Source organism: Geodermatophilus sp. SYSU D01176 (assembly GCF_054050015.1).
In genome coordinates, this window is the sequence record NZ_JBJGYN010000001.1 from 60,139 (window position 1) to 81,375 (window position 21,237).

Annotated in this window: 22 protein-coding genes; 9 read left to right on the forward strand and 13 right to left on the reverse strand. The window is 76.0% G+C overall.

What is annotated here, in order from left to right; all coding sequences use genetic code 11:
- Window positions 1–232 precede the first annotated feature (232 nt).
- Window positions 233–628 (forward strand): DUF6221 family protein, encoded by a 396-nt coding sequence (locus tag ACI78Z_RS00315; RefSeq protein WP_457034510.1) that lies wholly within the window; start codon window positions 233–235, stop codon window positions 626–628.
- Window positions 629–798: 170 nt separating this feature from the next.
- Window positions 799–1,224: a dihydrofolate reductase family protein gene (locus ACI78Z_RS00320; RefSeq protein WP_457034511.1), complete on the forward strand. Its 426-nt coding sequence runs from the start codon at window positions 799–801 to the stop codon at window positions 1,222–1,224.
- Between the two features lie 61 nt (window positions 1,225–1,285).
- On the opposite strand, the gene ACI78Z_RS00325 is transcribed toward ACI78Z_RS00320, so the two are convergent.
- A complete protein-coding gene (locus tag ACI78Z_RS00325) occupies window positions 1,286–1,465 on the reverse strand; it encodes a hypothetical protein (protein ID WP_457034512.1) in 180 nt (59 codons plus the stop codon).
- 203 nt (window positions 1,466–1,668) lie between these two features.
- Window positions 1,669–4,293, reverse strand: a complete 2,625-nt coding sequence (locus ACI78Z_RS00330; RefSeq protein ID WP_457034513.1) for an MDR family MFS transporter — start codon at window positions 4,291–4,293, stop codon at window positions 1,669–1,671.
- A 383-nt stretch (window positions 4,294–4,676) separates the two neighbouring features.
- Between ACI78Z_RS00330 and ACI78Z_RS00335 the strand changes: the two genes are divergently transcribed.
- From ACI78Z_RS00335 to ACI78Z_RS00345, 3 genes are all read left to right on the forward strand, one after another.
- Window positions 4,677–5,705, forward strand: a complete 1,029-nt coding sequence (locus ACI78Z_RS00335) for an Atu2307/SP_0267 family LLM class monooxygenase (protein ID WP_457034514.1) — start codon at window positions 4,677–4,679, stop codon at window positions 5,703–5,705.
- A gap of 118 nt (window positions 5,706–5,823) precedes the next feature.
- Window positions 5,824–6,144 carry a putative quinol monooxygenase gene (locus tag ACI78Z_RS00340; protein WP_457034515.1) on the forward strand — a complete coding sequence of 107 codons (321 nt, stop codon included), beginning with the start codon at window positions 5,824–5,826 and terminating at the stop codon, window positions 6,142–6,144.
- Between the two features lie 203 nt (window positions 6,145–6,347).
- Window positions 6,348–7,526, forward strand: coding sequence for an FAD-dependent oxidoreductase (locus ACI78Z_RS00345; RefSeq protein WP_457034516.1), 1,179 nt, complete (start codon window positions 6,348–6,350; stop codon window positions 7,524–7,526).
- Between the two features lie 6 nt (window positions 7,527–7,532).
- Here the strand turns inward: ACI78Z_RS00345 and ACI78Z_RS00350 are convergent, their stop codons facing one another.
- Window positions 7,533–9,065, reverse strand: coding sequence for an ATP-dependent DNA ligase (locus ACI78Z_RS00350; RefSeq protein WP_457034517.1), 1,533 nt, complete (start codon window positions 9,063–9,065; stop codon window positions 7,533–7,535).
- A 135-nt stretch (window positions 9,066–9,200) separates the two neighbouring features.
- Between ACI78Z_RS00350 and ACI78Z_RS00355 the strand changes: the two genes are divergently transcribed.
- Window positions 9,201–10,235, forward strand: coding sequence for a Kelch repeat-containing protein (locus ACI78Z_RS00355; RefSeq protein WP_457034518.1), 1,035 nt, complete (start codon window positions 9,201–9,203; stop codon window positions 10,233–10,235).
- 27 nt (window positions 10,236–10,262) lie between these two features.
- On the opposite strand, the gene dhaM is transcribed toward ACI78Z_RS00355, so the two are convergent.
- From dhaM to ACI78Z_RS00380, 5 genes are all read right to left on the reverse strand, one after another.
- Window positions 10,263–10,676 carry a dihydroxyacetone kinase phosphoryl donor subunit DhaM gene (gene dhaM, locus ACI78Z_RS00360; RefSeq protein ID WP_457034519.1) on the reverse strand — a complete coding sequence of 138 codons (414 nt, stop codon included), beginning with the start codon at window positions 10,674–10,676 and terminating at the stop codon, window positions 10,263–10,265.
- Window positions 10,677–10,679: 3 nt separating this feature from the next.
- The gene (dhaL, locus tag ACI78Z_RS00365) at window positions 10,680–11,327 is read right to left on the reverse strand and encodes a dihydroxyacetone kinase subunit DhaL (RefSeq protein WP_457034520.1); all 648 of its coding nucleotides are present in this window, start codon (window positions 11,325–11,327) and stop codon (window positions 10,680–10,682) included.
- Window positions 11,324–12,325, reverse strand: a complete 1,002-nt coding sequence (gene dhaK, locus ACI78Z_RS00370; RefSeq protein ID WP_457034521.1) for a dihydroxyacetone kinase subunit DhaK — start codon at window positions 12,323–12,325, stop codon at window positions 11,324–11,326. Before dhaK ends, dhaL begins: the two co-directional genes overlap by 4 nt.
- A gap of 264 nt (window positions 12,326–12,589) precedes the next feature.
- A complete protein-coding gene (locus tag ACI78Z_RS00375; protein ID WP_457034522.1) occupies window positions 12,590–13,168 on the reverse strand; it encodes a hypothetical protein in 579 nt (192 codons plus the stop codon).
- 246 nt (window positions 13,169–13,414) lie between these two features.
- The gene (locus ACI78Z_RS00380; protein ID WP_457034523.1) at window positions 13,415–14,194 is read right to left on the reverse strand and encodes a sporulation protein; all 780 of its coding nucleotides are present in this window, start codon (window positions 14,192–14,194) and stop codon (window positions 13,415–13,417) included.
- A gap of 145 nt (window positions 14,195–14,339) precedes the next feature.
- Here ACI78Z_RS00380 and ACI78Z_RS00385 point away from each other — a divergent pair, with 145 nt between their 5' ends.
- On the forward strand, window positions 14,340–15,221 hold the full coding sequence (locus ACI78Z_RS00385; RefSeq protein WP_457034524.1) for a site-2 protease family protein: 882 nt from the start codon (window positions 14,340–14,342) through the stop codon (window positions 15,219–15,221).
- Window positions 15,218–15,529, forward strand: coding sequence for a CBS domain-containing protein (locus tag ACI78Z_RS00390; protein WP_457034525.1), 312 nt, complete (start codon window positions 15,218–15,220; stop codon window positions 15,527–15,529). The genes ACI78Z_RS00385 and ACI78Z_RS00390 overlap by 4 nt, the downstream gene beginning before the upstream one ends.
- Window positions 15,530–15,561: 32 nt before the next feature.
- On the opposite strand, the gene ACI78Z_RS00395 is transcribed toward ACI78Z_RS00390, so the two are convergent.
- Entirely contained in the window at window positions 15,562–16,404 is an 843-nt protein-coding gene (locus tag ACI78Z_RS00395) for an SDR family NAD(P)-dependent oxidoreductase (RefSeq protein ID WP_457034526.1), read from the reverse strand.
- 91 nt (window positions 16,405–16,495) lie between these two features.
- Window positions 16,496–17,992: a flavin-containing monooxygenase gene (locus ACI78Z_RS00400; protein WP_457034527.1), complete on the reverse strand. Its 1,497-nt coding sequence runs from the start codon at window positions 17,990–17,992 to the stop codon at window positions 16,496–16,498.
- Between the two features lie 64 nt (window positions 17,993–18,056).
- On the opposite strand from ACI78Z_RS00400, the gene ACI78Z_RS00405 reads away from it, so the two are divergent.
- On the forward strand, window positions 18,057–19,295 hold the full coding sequence (locus ACI78Z_RS00405; RefSeq protein WP_457034528.1) for a PucR family transcriptional regulator: 1,239 nt from the start codon (window positions 18,057–18,059) through the stop codon (window positions 19,293–19,295).
- 19 nt (window positions 19,296–19,314) lie between these two features.
- Here ACI78Z_RS00405 and ACI78Z_RS00410 read toward each other — a convergent pair whose 3' ends face one another.
- The 3 genes from ACI78Z_RS00410 to ACI78Z_RS00420 all read right to left on the reverse strand — a co-directional run bounded on the left by ACI78Z_RS00410 (window position 19,315) and on the right by ACI78Z_RS00420 (window position 21,208).
- Window positions 19,315–19,740: a hypothetical protein gene (locus ACI78Z_RS00410; protein WP_457034529.1), complete on the reverse strand. Its 426-nt coding sequence runs from the start codon at window positions 19,738–19,740 to the stop codon at window positions 19,315–19,317.
- 252 nt (window positions 19,741–19,992) lie between these two features.
- Complete coding sequence (locus ACI78Z_RS00415) at window positions 19,993–20,958, reverse strand: NADPH:quinone oxidoreductase family protein (protein WP_457034530.1); 966 nt, start codon at window positions 20,956–20,958, stop codon at window positions 19,993–19,995.
- Window positions 20,959–21,040: 82 nt separating this feature from the next.
- The gene (locus tag ACI78Z_RS00420; protein WP_457034531.1) at window positions 21,041–21,208 is read right to left on the reverse strand and encodes a hypothetical protein; all 168 of its coding nucleotides are present in this window, start codon (window positions 21,206–21,208) and stop codon (window positions 21,041–21,043) included.
- Window positions 21,209–21,237: the final 29 nt, after the last annotated feature.

Here is a 21,237-nt window from a genome sequence, read left to right on the forward strand (position 1 = left end):
GTCCAGCGCGGCCTCACGTCCGGGTCGCGCGCCGCCGGCCGAGCCGCACGAGGGGCCGCGGCCGCCAGCAGCAGCGACCAGGCCGCCTGGACGGCGACGAGCGGCGGCGGGCTGCCGGCGACGCCGACGCCCACGCCCCGTACCGGGGTGGCGCCGACCCGGCTGGCCACCGTAGGACCGCGGGGAGCCGCAGCCGGTACCGGCGCGCCCGCCTGCGGCGCAGGATGGCGCCATGGACGCCGAGCCCGGCCTCGAACCGGACCTCGAACCCGACCTCGACGGCTTCCTCCTGGCCCGCATCGCGGAGGACCAGCGGCTGGCGTCGGAGGCCGCGCAGGCCACCGGCGGGGGGTCGTGGGACGGCGGTGTGACCGCGCCGGAGGGTGCCACTGGCCATGTCGCGCACCACGATCCGGTGCGGGTGCTCGTGGAGTGCGCGGCCAAGCGGCGGCTGGTGCTGGCCTGCCGCGACACCCGGCCGGACCTGCGGCTGCTCGGCGCCCGTCCGGAGGGGTTGGACTTCCCGCTCCCGCCGACCGACCAGCACCAGCTGGCCGCGCTCGCCCTGGCACTGCTGGCGCTGCCGTACTCGGGGCACCCCGACTACCGGCCGGCCTGGCGCCCCTGACGCCGATGGGTCCACGGCCCCGCCGGGTCGGTATCACGAGGACGCCGCTCCCCGGAAGGCACCGTGCGCACGCTCGCGATCACCCAGAACACCACCGTCGACGGCGCGGTCGAGCTGCTCGCGACCGGGTTCGCCCGCAGGGGCAGGACGACGCGGACGACTCGGACCTGTTGGAGGAGGTCCACCGCCAGGACGAGCGCGCCGACGCCCTGCTCGTGGGCCGGCGGACGTCCGAGGACTTCCGCGGCCACTGGCCGGGGCGGACCGACGACCTGACCGGCTGCAGCGCCTACCTGGACCGGGTGCAGAACCACGTCGTCTCCTCGACCCTCACCGAGCCCGGCTGGCAGCACACCGCCGTGCTGACCGGCGACCCGGTCGGGCGGGTGCGCGCCTCGAGGAGCAGCGGGGGCACCGACATCGTGGTCACCGGCAGCATCACCCTCTGCCACACGCTGATCGCGCCGGGCTGGTCGACGAGTACCGGCTGTTCACCCATCCCGTCGTCCAGGGCCGCGGCCGCCGGCTGTTCCCCGACGGCACCGCGGAGGGCCGGCTCCGGCTGGTCGAGCACCTGGGCTTCCGCAACGGCGTGACGTACTCGCGCTACGCCCGGGGGTGACCCCCCGCCGCCGCCCGCGCGGGCGGGCGCGCGGCTCAGTCGCGCAGCAACTCCCCGAAGCGGGCACAGCTCTCGTCTACGGCGGCCTGCGCGGCCGGTGACAGGGCGCCCATGGCGAAGAAGCCGTGGATCAGCCCGTCGTAGCGGCGGACGACGGCGGGCCGGGCGTGCGCTGGGTCACGGCAACCTGGCGACGGCCGTCTCCGTTCCGGCACTCGGGTGTCCGCACCGCTCGCGTGCACGGCTGGGTCGGCGGCGCCGAGCACAGGGCGGCCGCCTGTGCCCGCCTGTGCCGCCTGAGAGGGGACCGCGCTGCGCCGGCCGCGCGCCGAGCGGGACGCCGGCGCGAGGAACCGTCCGCGGGAACTCGCCGTGCCTCCGAGGTGGACGGCCGCGACCCGTGGCGACGAGCAGCCGGTCAGGGGGTGGCCGTGCTCGTGCCGGTCGCGGGCGTCTCCGTCTCCGTCGGTCCCGCGGTGTCGGTGGGCGTGGGGGTGGGTGTCGGAGTGGAGGTGGGCGTCGGTGTCGGCGTGGGCGATGGCGTGGCCGTGGGGGTCGGCGTCGAGGTGGGCGTGGGCGTCGACGTCGGGGTGGGTGTCGGTGTCGGCGTGGGCGTGGCAGGGGGCGATGGCGTCGGGGTCGGCGTCGAGGTGGGCGTGGGCGTCGACGTCGGGGTGGGTGTCGGTGTCGGCGTGGGCGTGGCAGGGGGCGATGGCGTCGGGGTGGGCGACGGCGTGGGGGTGGGCGTGGGGGTGGGCGTGGGGGTGGGTGTCGGTGTCGGCGATGGCGTGGGGCTCGGCGTCGGCGTGGGGCTCGGCGTCGGCGTGGGGCTCGGCGTCGGCGTGACCGCCGGCGTCGGTGTGGGTGTGGGTGTCCGGCTGGGCGTCGGGCTCGGCACTGCGGCCGACGTCCCGGCCGGGGTGCTGGTGGACCCGCTCGCCGGGGGGCTGCCGGTCCCGGCACCCGTGGCGCCGGTGCTCGTGCCGGTGCCTGTCCCGCCGGGTGTCCCGGGCGCCGTCATCTGGGGCGCAGGCGGCAGGGCCGCCGTCGTCCGCGATGCGGGGCGTCGCGGCGGGCTCGACGTCTCGCCGTCGTCCACCTCGGTGGACCGCTGCGACCTCGACTGCGGCTCACCGGCCCCTCCGCCGTCCGGGACCGACTCGCCCGCCCCGGCCGAGCCGGTCCCGGGAGCCGGGCCGGGCGGAGCTGGCGCCGGGGGCGCGTCACCGGCCGGCCCGGCCGCGACCGCGGTGTCCCCGTCGGCCGTGGGAGCCGCGGAACCCAACGCCACCCCACCGAGCCCCAGGAGGACCCCGAGCGTGGCGGTGGCGGCCACGAGGCGTTCCCTGACGTCGAGCCGCCGACGGGGCGTGGCCGCCGCCCGCACGGCGGGCGCCGCGGCGGCCCCCGCAGCGGCCGGCGGCCCGCCGGCCCGGGCGGCGTTCCGTCGCGCCTCGATGCCCGACTCGGTGGACAGCGTCAGCGCGGGCAGGAACCGGAAGACGACCGTGCCCAGGGCGACCACCCCGGCGACGACGAGCAGCACCAGCCCCACCGTGTCGGCGAAGCCGGTCCGGAACGGCTGGGCGACCGCGTCGGGGAGCTGCTGGACGAAGGAGCTGTCGGACAGGTCCTGGCCGACCCCCTCCAGCGGCTGCAGGCGGGGTGCCAGTCCCGGGTCGGCGCGGACGGCCTCCTGCACCGCGCCGTCGACCGCACCGGGCAGCCGGGCGAACAGCAGCGCGAGGAACGCCGCGGTACCCACGGTGGCGCCCATCTGGCGGAAGAAGGTCACCGAGGAGGTCGCCACCCCGATCTCCCACGGGGGCACGGAGCTCTGCACCGCCACGACGACCGGCTGGAACGTGAAGCCGACCCCCACGCCGAACACCGCCAGGAACGGCACGAGCAGCCAGTAGGGCGTGTCGGCCCCGGCGGCCCGGGAGAGACCGGCGAGGGCCGCGGCCATCAGCGCCACGCCGAGCAGCGGGAAGTGCCGGTAGCGGCCCGTCCGGGAGATGACGACGCCCGAGCTCCTGGCCCCGACCATGATCCCCAGGACCAGCGGGAGCATCTGGAGGCCTGCGGCGGTCGCGCTCGAGCCGTGCACGATCTGCAGGTACTGGGGGACCAGCAGCAGACCGCCCAGCATCCCCGCGCCCAGCACGACGCTGCCCAGGGCGGTGACGGTGAAGCTGCGGTTGCCGAAGAGCCGCAGCGGCAGCAGCGCGTCGTCCCCGTACGCGCGTTCGGCCACCACGAAGAGGACGAGCCCGACGGCGCCGAGCGCGCAGCAGGCCAGCGTCGCCGGGGAGGTCCAGCCCCAGCTGCGGGCCTGTTCGGCGACGACGAGCAGCGGCACGACGCAGGTGCTCAGGGCCAGCGCCCCGGGCCAGTCGATGCGGTGCTCGCGTCGCTCGTGCGGCAGGTGCAGCACCCGGGAGACGATGGCGAAGGCCAGCGCGCCCAGCGGGACGTTGACGAGGAAGATCCACCGCCACCCGTCGATGCCCAGCAGGGACGCCTGGCCGGCGAGGAAGCCGCCGACGACCGGGCCGAGCACGCTCGCGCTGCCCCAGACGGCCATGATGTAGCCCTGGTAGCGCGGTCGTTCGCGTGGCGACACCAGGTCGCCGATGATCGCCATGGCCAGCGACAGCAACCCGCCGGCGCCCATCCCCTGCACCGCCCGGGCGGCCGCCAACTGGTACATCGACCCGGCGAGGGCGCAGAGCACCGAGCCGAGGACGAACACCGAGATGGCGAACAGGTAGAAGGGCCGCCGTCCGTAGAGATCGGAGAGCTTGCCGTAGAGCGGGGTGGAGATGGTCGAGGTGACCAGGAAGGCCGTCGTGGCCCAGGCCTGCACGTCGTAGCCCCGCAGGTCGTCGGCGACGGTGCGGACGGCGGTCGCCACGACCGTCTGGTCCAGCGCGGCCAGGAACATCGCCGTCATCAGGCCGGCCAGGACGGTCAGCACCTGCCGGTGGGTGAAGGCGCCGTCCGCACCGGTCGCGGCTGGGACGGGGCGGCTGGGGTGCATGCGGTCACTCCCGGGACGGGGCAGGGGGCACGGACGTGCGCACGTCACCGGGCAGCGACCGGTCGATCGAGGGCGACGCCGTCCCGGGGAGGCGGGCCCGGGCCGCGTCCGCCCCCGCCGGTGTCCGGCCCCGCACTCCCCGGGTGCGCGCTCGCGGCGTGCGGGTCGGGACGCTGGTCGGGGGCGGGTCGTGCCGGACCGCGCCAGCATGGTGAGCGGCGGGAGAGGCGGTCAACCGCTTCAGCCGCGACACGACGGCGGGGGTGGACGGCGCGCCGGTGGGAGGGGACGCCGGTGACCGCGGGGCCAGGACCCCCGCCTGGTTGACTGGTTGAACACTGGACCGTCGTCGGTGGCGGCCCCGACCCCCGAGGAGGACTGCCGTGCACGTCGGCGTCGACAGCTTCGTCGCAGCGGTGACCGACCCCTCGACCGAGCGCCGGATCGGTCCCGAGGAGCGGATGGCGCACCTGCTCGAGGAGATCGCCCTCGCCGACGAGGTGGGGTTGTACTCCTTCGGCATCGGTGAACACCACCGCCCGGAGTACTACGACTCGGCGCCGCCGGTGATCCTGGGCGCCGCGGCCGCGCGCACCGCCCGGATCCGGCTGGGCAGCGCGGTCACCGTGCTCAGCGCCGCCGACCCGGTCCGCGTCTTCCAGCAGTTCGCCACGCTGGACCTCCTCTCGCGCGGCCGGGTGGACCTGGTGGTGGGCCGCGGCTCGTTCATCGAGGCGTTCCCGCTGTTCGGGCTGTCGCTGTCGGACTACGACGAGCTGTTCGAGGAGAAGCTGGACCTGCTGCTCCGGCTGCGGGACTCGGAGGAGGTGACCTGGTCGGGCCGGCACCGCCCCGCGCTCACCGGGCAGGGTGTCTACCCGCGGCCGCTGCAGGACCCGCTGCCGATCTGGGTCGGCGTCGGCGGGACGCCGGAGTCCTTCGTCCGCGCGGGGCTGCTCGGTCTCCCCCTGATGGTGGCGATCATCGGCGGGGAGCCGCGCCAGTTCGCGCCGCTGGTCGACCTGTACCGGCGGGCCGGGGCGCAGGCCGGCCACGCCCCGGAGCGGCTGCAGGTCGGGCTGCACGTCTTCGGCTACGTCGCCCAGAGCACGCAAGCCGCCGCCGACACGATCTACCCCGGCTGGCACGAGATGTTCACGAAGGTCTCCCGCGAGCGCGGTTTCGCCCAGCCGACGCGGGCGCAGTTCGACGCGACCAGCGGGCCCGACGGTGCCTTCTTCATGGGCGACCCCGACACCATCGCCGACAAGCTGCAGCGGGTCTCCGCGCAGCTGGGCGGGGTCGACCGCGTCTCGATCCAGATGACCAACCCGCGCCTGGCCCACGCCGACCTGCTGCGTGGCATCGAACTGCTGGGCACCGAGGTCGCGCCGCGGGTCGCCGGGGTCTGACCGGGGCCCGCGGACGGGGCCACGCGGTTGCGGCCACTTCCCGTTGCGGTGGTACAGGTTCCGCCTCCGAGGCGGTCGTCGTGGCCCGACGGCCGCTCCCCGCCGAGAGGAGACGCGGATGCCCACACCGACCGACGAGCGACCCGACCTGCTCACCGTGATCGCCCACATGCGTGCCAAGCCGGGCAAGGAGGGCCAGTTGCGGAAGGCGCTCGAGGCCCTCGTCGAGCCGACCAGCAAGGAGGCGGGGTACGTCAACTACGACCTGCACGAGTCGGTCGAGGACCCCGGCCTGTTCTTCTTCTACGAGAACTGGGAGTCGGCCGCGCACCTCGATGCGCACCTGCAGACCCCGCACCTCGTGGAGTTCGCCGACGCGATGGGGAACCTGCTCGACGAGCAGGGGCTGACCATCACCCGGCTGCGCCGCATCGCGTGAGGCGGCGGTGACCGGCCACCCGCACGCCCGGCCGCACGCGCACTGACGCCGGCGTCGGCATCCCGTCCGCCGTGCCGTGCGGCGGGCGGGATGCCGGCCGGCCGGCGCGCCTCGCTTCCCGCGCGCCCGGAGGGGTGGCATCCGGCGCCGGGCTGTGGGGAGATGCCCTCCCGGGGACGGGACGACGCGGGGGAGGTGCCGGCATGACCCGAGCGATCGTCGTCGGCGGCGGGGTCGCCGGACCCGTCGCGGCGATGGCCCTGCAGCGAGCCGGCATCGAGGCCACCGTGCACGAGGCGCACACCGGCCCCGCGGGCGACGTCGGCGCGTGGCTGGGCCTGCAGTCCAACGGGCTGGACGCGCTGCGGGCGATCGGCGCGGAGCGGGCGGTCGCCGGCGCGGGCTTCGAGACGCCGGTCATCGAGTTCCGCAGCTGGACCGGCAAGGTGCTGGGGGCGGTCCCCACGTCGGGCCCCGGCGGGCGCGTCGGCCTCTCGATGCGGCGCTCCGACCTCTACCGGGCGCTGCACGCCGAGGCCCTGCGCCGCGGCGTGCAGGTGCGCTACGGCTCCCGCCTGGTCGACGCGTGCTGCACCGCCTCGGCGGTGACGGCGTCCTTCGCCGACGGCCGCACCGAGTCCGCGGACCTCCTCATCGGCGCCGACGGCGTCCGCTCCACCGTCCGGGCGCTGGTCGACCCCGGCGGCGCGGCGCCCCGCTTCGTGCCGGTGCTCAACACCGCCGGCTACTCCGGACACGTGCCGGCCGGCGCCGAGGTCGGCCGGCTCACGATGGTGTTCGGCCGGCGCGCGTTCGCCGGCTACCTCGTGGCGCCGACCGGGGGGACCTGGTGGTTCGCGAACCCGCCGCTGGCCCGCGAGCCGGCGCCCGGCGAGGTGGCGGAGACCTCGGACGCGGAGTGGCGGGCCCTGCTGGCCGACCTGTACGGCGGTGACCGGTCGCCGGTGATGGCTCTCGTCGAGGCCACGCCGGGGCCGCTGCGCGGGTGGGCGACGTACGACGTCCCGACCGTGCGCCGGTGGTCCGCCGGGCGCATCGTGCTGATCGGGGACGCCGCGCACGCCACGTCGCCGGCGGCCGGCCAGGGCTCCTCGCTCGCCGTCGAGGACGCCGTCGTGCTGGCCCGCTGCCTGCGCGACCTGCCCCTCCCCGCGGCGCTCGAGGTGTTCGAGGGACTGCGCCGGGATCGGGTGGAGCGGGTGGTCGCCCAGGGCTTCCGCACCAGCAGCACCAAGTCACCGCCTGCCGTCGGCCGCGTCGCCCGCGACCTGCTCATGCCCCTCGTGCTGCGGCGCCGGGACCCGACGGCCTGGATGCGGGCCCACTCCGTCGACTGGGACGCCCCCGCCGTCCCCGCCTGAGGCCCCTCAGCCCCCCGCGAGCAGCGCCCGCACGGCGTCGAGCGTGTCGGCGTCGGCCGGTGACCGGTCCGGCCGGTAGCGCAGCACCCGGGCGAAGCGCAGCGCGACGCCGCCGGGGTAGCGGGGGCTGCGCTGGGCGCCGTCCAGGGCGACCTCGACGACCAGCTCCGGTCTCAGCAGCACGCCCCACTCGGTCCGCTCGCGAGCGAGCCCGGGGAACGTGGCCGTCTGCCAGTCCAGCAGCTCGTCGGTCATCCCCTTGAAGGTCTTGCCGACCATCACCGGCTCGCCCCCGTCGGGGTCCCGCGCGCCGAGGTGGATGTTGGAGAGCTTCCCGGAGCGGCGGCCGTACCCCCACTCCGCGCCGATCACCACCAGGTCGAGGCTGTGCACCGGCTTGACCTTCTGCCACGCCCTGCCCCGCCGGCCGGCGGCGTAGGGCGCGTCGAGCGCCTTGACCACCACGCCCTCGTGCCCCGCGGTCAGCGCGCCGTCGAGCACCTCGGCCGCCTGCTCGGGAGTGGGCCGGCGGACGCCGGGCATCCGCAGCGCCGCGTGCTCCTCGCCCGCGAGCAGCTGCGCCAGCGCGTCGAGGCGGAGGGCCAGCGGCTCGTCGAGCAGGTCGCGGCCGTCGAGGTGCAGCAGGTCGAAGAAGAACGGGCTGAGGACGACGGCGGGGTCGGGGGCGTCGCTGCCGAAGCGGCTCATCGTGTCCTGGAAGGCGCGCGGCCGGCCGTCGTCGTCCAGAGCGAGGGTCTCCCCGTCGAGGACGGCGGCGCGGCACGGCAGCGCCCGGACCTGCTCCACCAGCTCGGGCACGCCGTCGGTCACCTCGCGCAGCGTGCGGGTCCAGACCCGGACGACGTCGCCGTCGCGGTGCACCTGGATGCGGGCGCCGTCCAGCTTGTGCTCGACGGTGACGTCGTCGCCGAGGTCCTCCAGCGCCGCGTCCAGCGAGGAGCCGGGGCTGGCCAGCATCGGCCGCACCGGGCGGCCGACCTGCAGGTGCACGGCCTCCAGCGCGGTCGTCCCGCCGTCGAGGGCGGTGGCCGCGGTCCCGGGCAGGCTGCCGGAGAGCATGAACGCCCGTCGGACGGTCGGCGCTGGGACGCCGGCCGCGGTGGCGATCGCGTCGAGGACGACGCCCTCCAGCGCGCCCTGCCGGAGCTCCCCGGTGAGCAGGCGGACCAGGAAGCGCTGCTCCTCGGCCGTCGCACCGGTGAACAGGCGCTCGAGGACCGCCTCCCGCCGGGCCGCGGACCCCGCGCCCGAGGTGCCGGCCAGCCCGGTGAGGTCCCGGTCGACGTCGGGCACGGTCAGCCGCGGGGAGTCGGCCGGGTCGTGGGCGAGGCGGGTGAGCGTGCGCCAGCCGACCCCGAGCCGGCCCTGCAGCGGATCGCCGGCCAGCCAGGCGGTGACCGGTCGCACCTCCTCGCCGTCCGCGCGGCGCAGCAGGTCGGCGATGGCCGTGGCCTTGGCGGTGCGCGAGCGGGTGGCCGCCACCGCGGCGGAGGCGGCGACGACGTCGGCGAACAGCACCGCGCCATGGTGGCAGCCGGGTCCGACACCGCCGTGGCGCCGACGTCCCGTGGCCGTCGGGTGCCGCCGGTGACGTCGGCGTGACGCCGTCCGCCCAGCCTGGGCGGGTCGCGCGACGTCGGTGCGGAGGTCCCCATGCCCGGCTTCACCCCGACCGGCAGCATGAGCGTCAGCAGGAGCCTGCGGTCTGCGGCGGTGCTCGCCGACGGCCGGGTCCTCGTCGCAGGAGGCCGCGACGCCCAGGGCGCCCTCCTCACGACGGCGGAGGTGTACGACCCGCAGTCCGGCACGTGGACCCCGACCGGACCACTGGTCCAGGCACACGACCGCGGGGTGCTGCTCGCCGTGGCCGGGGGCGCCGTCCTGGTCGGCGGCGACGAGGGCGCGGTCGACACCGTCCTGGAGCGGTGGAGCGCGTCCACCGGGCAGTGGACGGCGACGGTCGTGCCACCCTTCATGAGCCGGGTGAGCGGAGCCTGGGTGGACGGCGGCCGGCTGCTGGTCCTGTCCGCACCGGAGTCGCTGCTCGACGACATGGAGTTCCGCTCGATCGACCTCGACGGCGGCCAGGTCGACACGGTGCCGTCACCGATCACCGCACGACTGCACACGTACGAGTGCCGCCTGTCGGACGGGCGCATCCTCCTGGCCGGAGGGGCGTGCGCGGGGATCGGCGGCGACGGCGAGCCGGTCGAGTACCTGACCCGGGAGTGCGAGGTGTACGACCCGGCCACCGGAGCGTGGCAGGCGGTCGGCGGCCTCTCCGTGCCGCACATGTCCCTGGACCGGGCCGGTCAGAGCCTGGTCGCACTCCCGGACGGCGGCGCGCTCATGGTCTGCGGCAGCGAGCCGGGCGGGGACGGCTACACCGACGTGGTGGAGCGCTGGTCGGGCGCCGCGGGGGCGTGGTCCCTCGAGCCGCCGCTGACCGAACCCCGGGACGCGCACACCACGACGCTGCTCCCGGACGGCTCGGTCCTGGTGGCCGGCGGGGAGGGGCCCGCCGGCACGCGCTCGGACTGCCACACCCTCGATCTCGCCGGCCACACCTGGAGCGGTGCCGACGGGCTGTCCCGCCCACGCCAGGGCCACCTCGCCGTGCCCCTGGCCGGCTCCGGGGTGCTCGTCGTCGACGGGGCCCAGGACGGGAGCTGCGAGCGGTTCGGGTGACCCGGGCCGGGCGGATGCCCGGAGCGCTCAGCCGCCGGACAGGTGGGCCTGCTTGGGCGCGAGTCCCCGCAGGGCCTCGGCCGCGACCCGGTCCCGGTCGGCGCCCGCGGCGGCGGTGACCGCCGCGCCGACGAGACCCTCGACGAGCGGCGCGGGGGAGAGGACCACCCGTTCGCGGAGGCCGTCGTCGAGCAGCTCCAGGGCGGTCTCGGCGGAGAGGACGGCGCTGCCCAGGTCCATCAGCACCACGACGCCGTCCCCGCTGTCGGCCGCGGTGACCGCGTCGGCGATCGCGGTGGCGTCGGTGCCGAGACCGCCGTCGACGTCACCGGCCGCTGTCTCGACGGCGAGCTCCCGACCGGGCAGCATGCCGCGGGCCAGCTCGACCGCGGCGTCGGCGAGGGCGCGGCTGTGCGACACGACGACCAGTCCGACCGGCACGGGTCAGCCCCGGCCGGCCAGCGCGGTCGCGGCGGCCTCCACCAGCAGCGTCGCCGAGGCCGCGCCGGGGTCGATGTGGCCGGCGCTGCGCTCGCCGAGGTAGCTCGCCCGGCCCTTGCGGGCGACCAGCGGCTCGGTGGCGTCCCGCCCGCGGGCGGCCGCCTCCGCGGCCGCGCGCAGGGCCTCGTCCAGCGGCTTGCCGGCGGCCACCGCCTCGTCGAGCGCGTCGCACGCCGGGCCGAGCGCGTCGAGCATCGTCTTGTCCCCCCGTTCGGCCTTGCCCCGCGCGACGACGCCGTCGTACCCGGCGCGGACCGCCTTCGCGAGCGCGGCGCCGGGGTGGGCCGGGTCGGTGACACCGTCGAGCGCACCAGCCGCGCGGAGGAAGAAGGTGCCGTAGAGCGGGCCGCTGGCGCCGCCGACCGTCTTGATCAACGTCGTCGCCACCGTCTTGAGGACCGCGGCGGCGTCGTCCGCGGGCTGGGCCTCGAGGGCGGCGACGGTCGCCGTCATCCCGCGGTCGAGGTTGGCGCCGTGGTCGGCGTCCCCGATGGCCGCGTCGAGCTGGGTGAGCCGGTCGCGCTGCTCGTGCACCAGCCGGGCGAACTCCCCGACCCAGGCGGTGAGCGCGGCGGCGTCGACGGCGCTCATGCGCCCCAGCGCAGGGACGGGGTGCGCACCGGCGCGTCCCACAGCCGCAGCAGCTCGTCGTCCGCCCGGAGCAGGGTGACCGAGCAGCCGGCCATGTCCAGGCTGGTCATGTACGAGCCGACGAGGTTGCGGGCGACGCCCACCCCGGCCTTCTCCAGGACGGCGACCACCTCGGCGTACATCAGGTAGAGCTCGAGCAGCGGTGTGCCGCCCATGCCGTTGACGAACGCGATCACGCCGTCGCCGCCGGTCATGTCCAGGTCGGAGAGGACCGGCTCGAGCAGCATCTCGGCCACCTCCCGCGCCGGCGCCAGCGGAACGCGGCGGCGGCCCGGCTCCCCGTGGATGCCGATGCCGATCTCCATCTCGTCGTCCGGCAGGTCGAACGTCGGCCGGCCGGCCGCGGGGACCGTGCAGGAGGTGAGCGCCATGCCCATGCTCCGGCCGTTGGCGTTGACCCGCTTGGCGATGTCGGCGACCTGGGCCAGCGACCGGCCCTCCTCGGCGGCGGCGCCGGCCAGCTTCTCGACGAGGACGGTGACGCCGACCCCCCGCCGTCCCGCCGTGTAGAGGCTGTCCTGGACGGCGACGTCGTCGTCGGTGACCACCGCGACCACCTCGGTGTCGGACTCGGCCTGGACCAGCTCCGCGGCCATCTCGAAGTTCATGACGTCGCCGGTGTAGTTCTTCACGATGTGCAGCACCCCGGCCCCGCCGTCGACGCCGCGGGTCGCCGCCACCATCTGGTCGGGGACCGGCGAGGTGAACACCTCACCGGCGCACGCGGCGTCGAGCATCCCGACGCCCACGAAGCCGGCGTGCATCGGCTCGTGACCCGAACCGCCGCCGGAGACCAGGCCGACCTTGCCCTGCCGGGGGGCGTCGCCGCGGAAGACGACGCGGTTCTCGTGGTCGACCCGCAGCTCGGGGTGGGCTGCGGCCAGGCCGCGCAGCGCCTCCGGGACGACGTCCGCGGGGTCGTTGATCAGCTTCTTCATCGCAGCCTCCTGACCTCGGCGTGCTCCGTGAGGGGGCACGTGGGCAGGAGGCTAGGAGGGTGCGCCGACAGGCACAAGCGCCCGGGCCGTCTGCCGGCGGTTGAGCGGGTGCGCCGCTGAGCTGCGCCTTCGTCTCGTGCTGGCACCCGGCACCGGGCTGGCCCCGCGACGCCGAGCGGCAGCGCCGGCAGGCGCGGCGAGGTCCCGGGGGATGGGCGCCCGCAGCGCCGACCCGACCCGGTCCCGTCGAGAGGCCGGGCCGGCTCAGGTCGTGGGGGCCGGACCGGTCGTGCCGTCCTCGGTCGGGTCCTGGTCGGGGTCGTCGTCCGGGAAGTCGAACGGCGGCGTCGGCGTCTGCCCCTCCGCGGACACCGGCACGTCGACGGTCACCTCGCCCGCCTCGCCGAACGTGAAGGTGACCGGGATCGACTGCGACGAGCGCAGCTCCCGCCCCAGGTCGAGCAGCACCACCTCGGGCGGCCCCTCGGCGCCGACGTACAGGTTGTCCTCCGCGTCCACGGTCAGCGGCAGTCCCTGACCCTCGGCGGTCTCGACCCGGACCCCGCCGAAGTCCGGCCCGCTGATGTCGGTCAGCGTCACCGGCTCGCCGCCGGTGTTGGTGACCGCCATGAACAACCGCGCGTCCTCGCCGGGCTCGTACACCCCGTCCAGCGGCCACTCCAGCTGCACCTGCACCTGCTGCAGCCCCACGTCCTCGCCGAGCCGCACGTCCGGCCCGACGGCCCCGCCCTCGACCTCGGCCGGATCGTCCGAGAGCGCGAGGTCCGGCTCGGCGCCGCCGCACCCGGCCAGCGCGAGCAGCGCGCCGGCGGCGGTCGCCACCAGGCGGCTCCGGGCGGACGGCAGGGCGGATCTGGCGGGCATCGAGGAGGCCTCCGGTCGTGCGGTGTGCGGGGACACCGGTCCCCTGCCCAGCACGCCGCGGGGGCCCCACCCTCACCCCGGTTCCGTCACGAGATCGTCATGTCCCGGGCTGACGCGGCGACCGGCGCCGCGGAGGGCTGGCCGGCGTCCCGGAGGCGCGGCGACCGGTGGACTGTCGGCACCGCGTCGTCCGACCCCGGAGGCTCAGAACCAGCCGCGGCGGGCGCCCAGCTGCCGGACGGCGGCGTCGAGGTGCGCGGCCACCGCGCGGACGTCGGTGTCGGTGTGCGCCAGCCGCAGCCGGCCGCCCACGTCCCGGCCCTCGCTGAGCAGCCCCCCGCGCCGGTCGACCTCCAGGACGACGTCCACGCCCTGCGGATCGGCCAGGAAGGTGACCTCCAGCTCGTTGACCCGCCCGCGCAGGCCGGGCGGTGGGGAGAACTCGACCTCCTGGTAGAAGGGCAGCTCGCTGCCCCAGATGCGGCCCTTCTCCACGTCGGCGCCGCGGAAGGCGAAGCCCAGGCCGTCGAGCGCGTGCAGCACGGTGCGCTGTACCGGCAACGGCAGCACGGTGACCGGGTCGAGGTCGCCGGGGTCGACCGCACCCGCGATGTCGAGCCGGGTGCGCAGCCCGACGCGCATGCCGCGCAGGTGCCAGCCGTCGATCGCGGTGATCGGGCACTGCCAGGGCACCGGCAGGCTGAACGGCACGCTGCGCCGCTCACCCGGCTCGATCCGCGCGGCGCCGGCGATCGCCGCGGTGCCGAACGTGACCTCCTCGCGCCAGGAGGAGTCACCGCTCTCGACCTCCACCGTCGCCTGCAGCGCGACGCGCACCTCGGTGACGTCCTGGGCGACCGAGCCCCCGGTCACGTGCACGGTGCCGGTGACGGCACCGCCCGGCGTCGTCTCCGGCCGGTCGAGCACGGTCTCGACACCGGCGCCGCCGGAGCCCAGGCGCGCCATCATGCCGCGGAAGGCCATCGATCCTCCTGATCGTCAGGGTGGTGCGCGGTCGGGATCACGTCGGCCGGAGCCTGTCACGGGCTCCTCCGCGTGTCACCGCCTCCTGCCGGGGGCACCGGGTCCGCAGGGACCTCCCACCGGCACCGTCACCGAGGAGGGGAACGTGAGCGAGACCTTCGGCCTGGGCCGGATCGCCGGCATCCGCGTCGGTGTGAACGCCAGCGTCCTGGTGATCGTCCTGATCATCGCCGGAGGACTGGCCTTCGGCCGGTTCCCGCTCGTGCTGCCCGGCCGCGGCGCCGCCGCGTACGTCGCCGCCGGGGTGGCGGCCGCGGTGGCCTTCCTCGCCTCGCTGCTGGCCCACGAGATGGCCCACGCCCTGGTGGCCCGACGCAACGGGGTCGAGGTGGAGGGCATCACCCTGTGGCTGCTCGGGGGTGTGGCGCGGCTGAGGGGCGGGGCCCGAACGCCCGGAGCGGAGTTCCGCATCGCCGGCGTCGGCCCCCTCACCAGCCTCGTCCTCGGCGCCCTCCTCATGGCCTTGGCTGTGCTGGCGCGGGTCGCCGGGGCCGACGGGCTGCCGGTGGCCGTCCTCGAGTACCTCGCCGGCATCAACGTGGCGCTCGCCGTCTTCAACCTCGTCCCGGCCGCCCCGCTCGACGGCGGGCGGCTGCTGCGGGCGTTCCTGTGGCGCCTCCGGGGCGACGCGTGGTCCTCGGCCGTGACCGCTGCGAGGGCAGGCCGGGTCTTCGGCTTCGCGCTGATCGCCCTGGGCTTCCTGCAGCTCGTCACCGGCCGGGGGTTCGGTGGGCTGTGGCTCGCACTCGTCGGGCTGTTCGTGGTGAACGCCGCCACGGCCGAGGAGCAGCACGCGCGGGTGTCCGGCCGCTTGGGCGGGCTGGCCGTCGGCACGGTCATGACCAGCCCCGCGCTGGTCGCCGACCCCGACCTGACCGTGGAACGGTTCCTGCACGAGGTGGCCCTGGTCCGGCGCTTCAGCACCTACCCCTCGTCGACCCCTCGGGTCACCTGGTCGGTCTCGTGACCCTGAACCGGCTGCGCGCGGTACCGCCCGCGGCCCGGGCCACGACGCGCCTGCGGGACGTCGCCTGCCCGCCGCCGGAGATCCCGGTCGCCCGGCCCGGGGAGCCGCTCACCGAGCTGTTGCCGCGCATTGAGGGGTGCAGCGACGGTCGCGCGGTCGTCCTCGACGGCGGCCGCGTCGTCGGCGTCGTCTCGCCGAGCGACGTCGCGCGCACCCTCCAGCTGGCCGACCTCGCCGCGTTCGACCGGTATCCGTCGGCGGGGGGCGGGGCCGACGTCGCCCGCGTGCCGGACGCCGGCGGTCCCTGACCCCTCCGGCCGGCGCGGACCGGGCGCGCGGGTCAGGAGGCGAAGCGGCGTTCGGCGCGGGCGGCCAGCACCGGGTAGAGCCGCGGCGCCAGCCGGACCAGCAGGTCCACGGCCCGGGCGTCGTTGCCGACGAGCACGCGCGGCTTCCCGGCCTCGACGCCGTCGACGATGATCCGCGCGGCCTGCTCCGGCGGCATCCTGAGCAGCTTCTCCTCGTAGACCCGACGGCGGGCCTCGTCGGCCGGGGTGACGGCGGCGCCGCGGGCCCGGGAGTGCTCGAACGCCGCCCTGGCGATGTTCGTCCGCACCCCGCCGGGGTGGACGACGGTGACCTGCACCGGCTGTCCGGCGGCGAGCAGCTCGGCGCGCAGGCTCTCGGTGAACCCGCGGACGCCGAACTTGCTGGCGCAGTACGCCGTCATCCGGCCCTGGCCCATGAGGCCGTTGAGGCTGGACACGTTGACGACGTGCCCGTCGCCGGAGGCGACCAGGTGCGGCAGGAACGCCTTGGTGCCGTGGATGACGCCGAACAGGTTGATCGACAGGATCCGCTCGTAGTCGGCCCACTCGCTGTCGAGCACCGTGCCGCCGCCGGCCACGCCGGCGTTGTCGTAGACCTGGTGGACGACGCCGAAGTGCTCCGCCACCGCGGTCGCGTACGCCTCGACGGCCGCGCGGTCGCTGACGTCCAGCCGGGCGGTGTGCACGGCGCCGCCCAGCGCCGCGGCCCGGTCGGCGGTCTCGCCGAGGCCCCCCTCGTCGACGTCGGACAGCGCCAGGCGCGCGCCGCGCTCGGCCAGGTCGAGGGCCAGCTGCCGGCCGATGCCGGAGGCGGCGCCGGTGACGACGGCGACCTTCCCGCGCACGCTGCTCATCGGGTTCCTCCTGCGGAGGTCCGGGCATCGACCGTCCGCTGCGGCCACGAGGCGCGGCCCAGGCGGTCCCCGGTCACCTGCTGCGTCGCCGTCACGCGGTCACCGCCGCGCGGTCGGCGGCGCGGAACAGCCGCAGCTCGGGGTCGGTGACGCTGTCGGCGCGCAGCAGCTTGACGTCGGTCGCGTAGCTCATCGAGGTCAGCCACGGCGGGCGGTCGCCCTGGCGGGGGAGCTGGTCGACCGCGCGCCGGATGTAGCCGGCGGCGAAGTCGAGGAAGGGCCGGGTCGGCATGTCGGCGTCGCTCGGCTGGGGCCGCGCGACGTCGAAGCCGTGCGCGTCCATGTGCGCGAGCAGCCGGCAGAAGTGCTCGCAGAGCAGGCCGATCTTCAGCGTCCAGGACGAGTTGGTGTAGCCGATGGCGATCACGAAGTTGGGGACGCCGGACAGCATCATCCCCTTGTAGGCGATCGTGTCGGGCAGGTGGACCGGCTCGCCGTCCACGGTCAGCCGGATGCCGCCGATGGCCTGCACGGTCAGCCCGGTGGCGGTGACGATGACGTCGGCCTCGAGCTCCCGGCCGGACGCCAGCCGCACCCCGGTCTCGGTGAAGGTCTCGATCCGGTCGGTGACGACGTCCGCCGTCCCGTTCCGGATGGCGCGGAACAGGTCGCCGTCCGGCACGGCGCACAGCCGCTGGTCCCACGGGTCGTACGGCGGGTTGAAGTGCACGTCCACCGGATAGCCCTCCGGCAGCTGCTTGGCGTTGACCCAGCGGATCAGCTTCCGCGCCGCCCTGGGGTACGTCTGGCAGAACCGCCAGATGCCGATGCCGCGGGCGATGTTCTTGCGCCGGGTCAGCGCGTACGCGCGCTCCTCGCCGAGCAGTGACCGCAGCCGGTTGGCCAGCGCGTCGTGGCGCGGCACGGGCATCACGTAGCTGGGCGTCCGCTGCAGCATGGTCACCGTCGCGGCGGTCCCGGCCATCGCCGGCACCAGGGTGACCGCGGTGGCGCCGCTGCCGATGACCAGCACGCGCTTGCCGGCGTAGTCGAGGTCCTCGGGCCAGTGCTGCGGGTGGACGATCGGGCCCCGGAACCGCTCGCGGCCCTCGAAGTGCGGGGTGTGGCCCTCGTCGTAGCGGTAGTAGCCGCCGGCGCAGAACAGCCAGCCGGCCGAGAGCTGCAGCCGCTCCCCGGTGTCGGTGCGCTCGACGTCGACCAGCCAGCGCGCCTCGGCGGTGGACCACGACGCCGCCAGCACCCGGTGGTGGTGGCGGATGTGGGCCTCGAGGCCGTTCTCGGTGATCGTCTCGCGCAGGTACTCGAGGATCCGCGGCGCGTCGGCGATCGACTGCTCGTCCCGCCAGGGCTTGAACTCGTAGCCGAAGGTGTGCAGGTCGGAGTCCGACCGGATGCCGGGGTAGCGGAACAGGTCCCAGGTGCCGCCGGAGGCCGCGCGGGCCTCCAGGATGGCGAAGCTCGTGGCGGGGAGCTCGGTCCTCAGGTAGCGCCCGGCACCGATGCCGGAGATCCCGGCCCCGACGACGAGCACGTCCAGGTGCTCGACCGGCGTCTGCGTGCTGGTCACCCGTCCGACTCTCCGTGCTGCCCGCCGCTTGCGCCAGTGCACGGCGCACCAGGATGCTCGGCCCGTGGTGCGGAGTGCTGCGCGCTGGCCCGATGTCTCCCCTCGGGTGCGCGAGCTGTTCCGGCGGGGCGCGGAGGTGGCGCTCGACCCGAGGGACGACTGGATCGAGGAGCTGCACACCGCCGCCCTCGGCGGGCCGCGGATGCGCCCGGTCGCCGAGGACCCGGTGCTCGCCGCGGCGACCCGCCGGGTGAACCTGGCCAACCTGCTGCACTGGGCGGCGGCCAACGTGCAGCACCCCGGACGCCGGGTGCCGGCCAACACCAGTGCCGAGGCGCTGGAGACGGCGCGCGACCTGGTGCGGCGGGGCCTGGACGAGTCGGCGCTGGACGCCTACCGCGCCGCCCAGGGCGTCGCCTGGCGGCGGTGGATGGAGATCTGCTTCGAGCTGACCTCCGACCCGGCCGAGCTGCGCGAACTGCTCGACGTCTCGGCGCTGTCGATCGCCACCTTCATCGACGACACGGTCGCGGCGACGTCGGAGCGGATGCGCGCCGAGCGCGACGAGCTCACCCGCGGCGCGCCCGCCGAGCGCCGGGCCACGGTCACCCTGCTGCTGGAGGGCGCCCCGATCGGCCGGGCCCGCGCCGAGGCGCAGCTGGGCTACGGGCTGACCGGCCCGCACACCGCCGTCGTCGTCTGGAGCGGGTCGGGGGCGCCCTCGGAGCAGCTGGAGACCGCCGCCGAGGCCGTCGTCCGGGCCAGCGGGGCCGCGCACCGGCTGACCGTCGTCGCCAGCGCCGCCGCGCTGTGGGTGTGGCTGCCGGTGGCGACGGCGCCGCACGCCGGGCAGCTCGCCGCCTCGCTGGCCGCGCACCCCGACGTCCGGGTGGCCGTGGGCCGCCCCGGCCGGGACGTCGACGGCTTCCGCCGCAGCCACCTCGACGCCGCGACCACCCAGCGGATGGTGGCCCGGCTCACCTCCCCGCAGCAGGTGGCCCGCTACGAGGACGTGCAACTGGTCGCGCTGCTCACCGGCGAGCCGACGCAGGCCGGCCAGTTCCTCGCCGACACCCTCGGCGACCTGCTGCACGCCGACGCCGACACGCAGCAGGCGGTGCTGACCTATGTCCGGGAGCTGGGCAGCACCACCCGCACCGCCGAGCGGCTGTACACCCACCGCAACACGGTGCTGCGCCGGCTGGCCCGCGCGGACGAGCTCCTGCCGCGCCCGCTGGCCGAGAACGTGGTCAGCGTCGCGGCGGCGCTGGAGGTGCTCCGCTGGCGCGGGAACGCGAGCTGAGCCGGGACCGGGTCCGTCCTCAGCCCAGCGATGCCGTCATGGTGACGGAGTCCTCGGCGACGGTCGTGCACTCGACCGTCAGCGGCCCGGCGGAGACGCCCTCGCCCTCACTGCAGGCCACGTCCTGGTCCCCGACCCGGATGCTGGCCCGGCCGTTCTCGACGGCGCCCAGCACGATCGACGTCCCCAGGACCTGCGCCTCGGCTCCGTCGCCGGAGAGGGTGACCGAGCAGGAGGTGCCCGTGCAGGTGACGGCGGTGTTCGCGCCGCTGTCGGTGCCGGTGTCCTCCGGCGCGGCGGTGTCCTCGGCGGGCGCCGCGGTGTCCGTGGTGGCGGTCCCGGAGGTGGTGGTGTCCCCGCTGCAGGCGGCCAGCGGAACCAGCAGCAGGACCCCGGCGAGCACGCCGGGGGTGAGCCGGCGGCGTTGGATCGTCCTCGCGTCCATGTACCGACGGTAGGGACGGCGGCCGGGATCCTCTCCGCGGACGCCGGATCCGTCACACTGCTGTGACCCGCAGCGCCTGACCCCCGGTCGCGAGCCGAGGACGACGCCGCTGCCCTACGCCCGCACCGCCAGGCCGGACGGCTGCCCCCCGCCGCCGTGGAAGGGCCTCGTCCTCCCCGCGCTCCGCGGACTCGGGGCGGGACCCGGGACGAGGCCGGCGGCGGGATCCTCCAGAGGACCGGGTGCGCTCCGTCAGCGGACCCGGAGCAGCACCTTGCCGGTGGCGCGGCGCTCGTCGAGCTCGGTGACCGCCGCGGCGGCGTCGGCCAGGTCGTGCACCGAGCCGAGCACCGGGTCGAGGGCGCCGCGCTCGAGCAGCGGCTGCAGGTCGCGCCACTGCTCCTGCACGTAGCCGGGTTCGCCCGTCCAGAAGGCGCCCCAGCCGACCCCGACGACCGAGACGTTGTTCAGCAGCAGCCGGTTGACCTTGACCGTGGGGATCTCCCCGCCGGTGAAGCCGAGGACCAGCAGCCGCCCCTCACGGGCCAGGCTGCGCAGCGAGTCGGTGAAGCGGTCGCCGCCGACCGGGTCGGCGACGACGTCGACGCCGCGCCCGCCGGTGAGCTCCGTGACCCGATCGCGGAACCCGTCGGCGAGCACCACCTCGTCGGCCCCGGCGGCCCGTGCGGTCTCGCCCTTGGCGTCGCTCGACACCACCGCGAGCACCCGTGCGCCGTAGGCCTTGGCCAGCTGGATGCCCGCCGTCCCCAGGCCGCCCGCGGCGCCGTGCACCAGGACCGTCTCGCCCTCGCGCAGCCGGCCCCGGCGGGCGAGGGCGAAATGCATGGTCAGGTAGTTCATCGGCAGCGCCGCGCCCTGCTCGAAGGTCACGCCGTCGGGCAGGGGGAAGACGAAGCCGGGGTCGACGGCCGCGACCTCGGCGAACCCGCCGAAGCCGGGGAAGGCCGCCACCCGCTGCCCGGGCCGCAGACCGCTGCCCTCGGGCGTGCTGCGCACCGTCCCGGCGACCTCGCTGCCGGGGACGAAGGGCAGCGGCGGCTTGAGCTGGTACTGCCCGCGGCTGAGCAGCACCTCGGGGAAGGTCACCCCGGCGACGTGCACGTCGATCAGCACCTTCCCGTCCGCGTCGGGCTCGGGGAGGTCGACGACCGAGATGGCCGAGGGGCCGTCGAGGGTGGTGATCTGGGCGGCGCGCACGGGTCCTCCTGCACGGTGGGGTCCTCCGACCGCGCGAGCTTGTCAGAGGAGGGAACCGGCGGCGCACCGCGGGTGGCGGCGCTCAGTCGGTCTCCGGCTGCTCCGTCCGCTCGGGCCCGACGGCGGGAGCCGCGCCGCCGAGCTCCGTGCTGCGGGTCGGCTCGGCGTCCTCGGGCCGGGGGACGCGGGGGTCCTCGGGCAGCGGGGGAGCGTTCTCCTGCGGCCCGTCGGGGGTGCGCTCGGGGTTCATGGCCGGTGGATACCCCGGCCGGCGGCCGG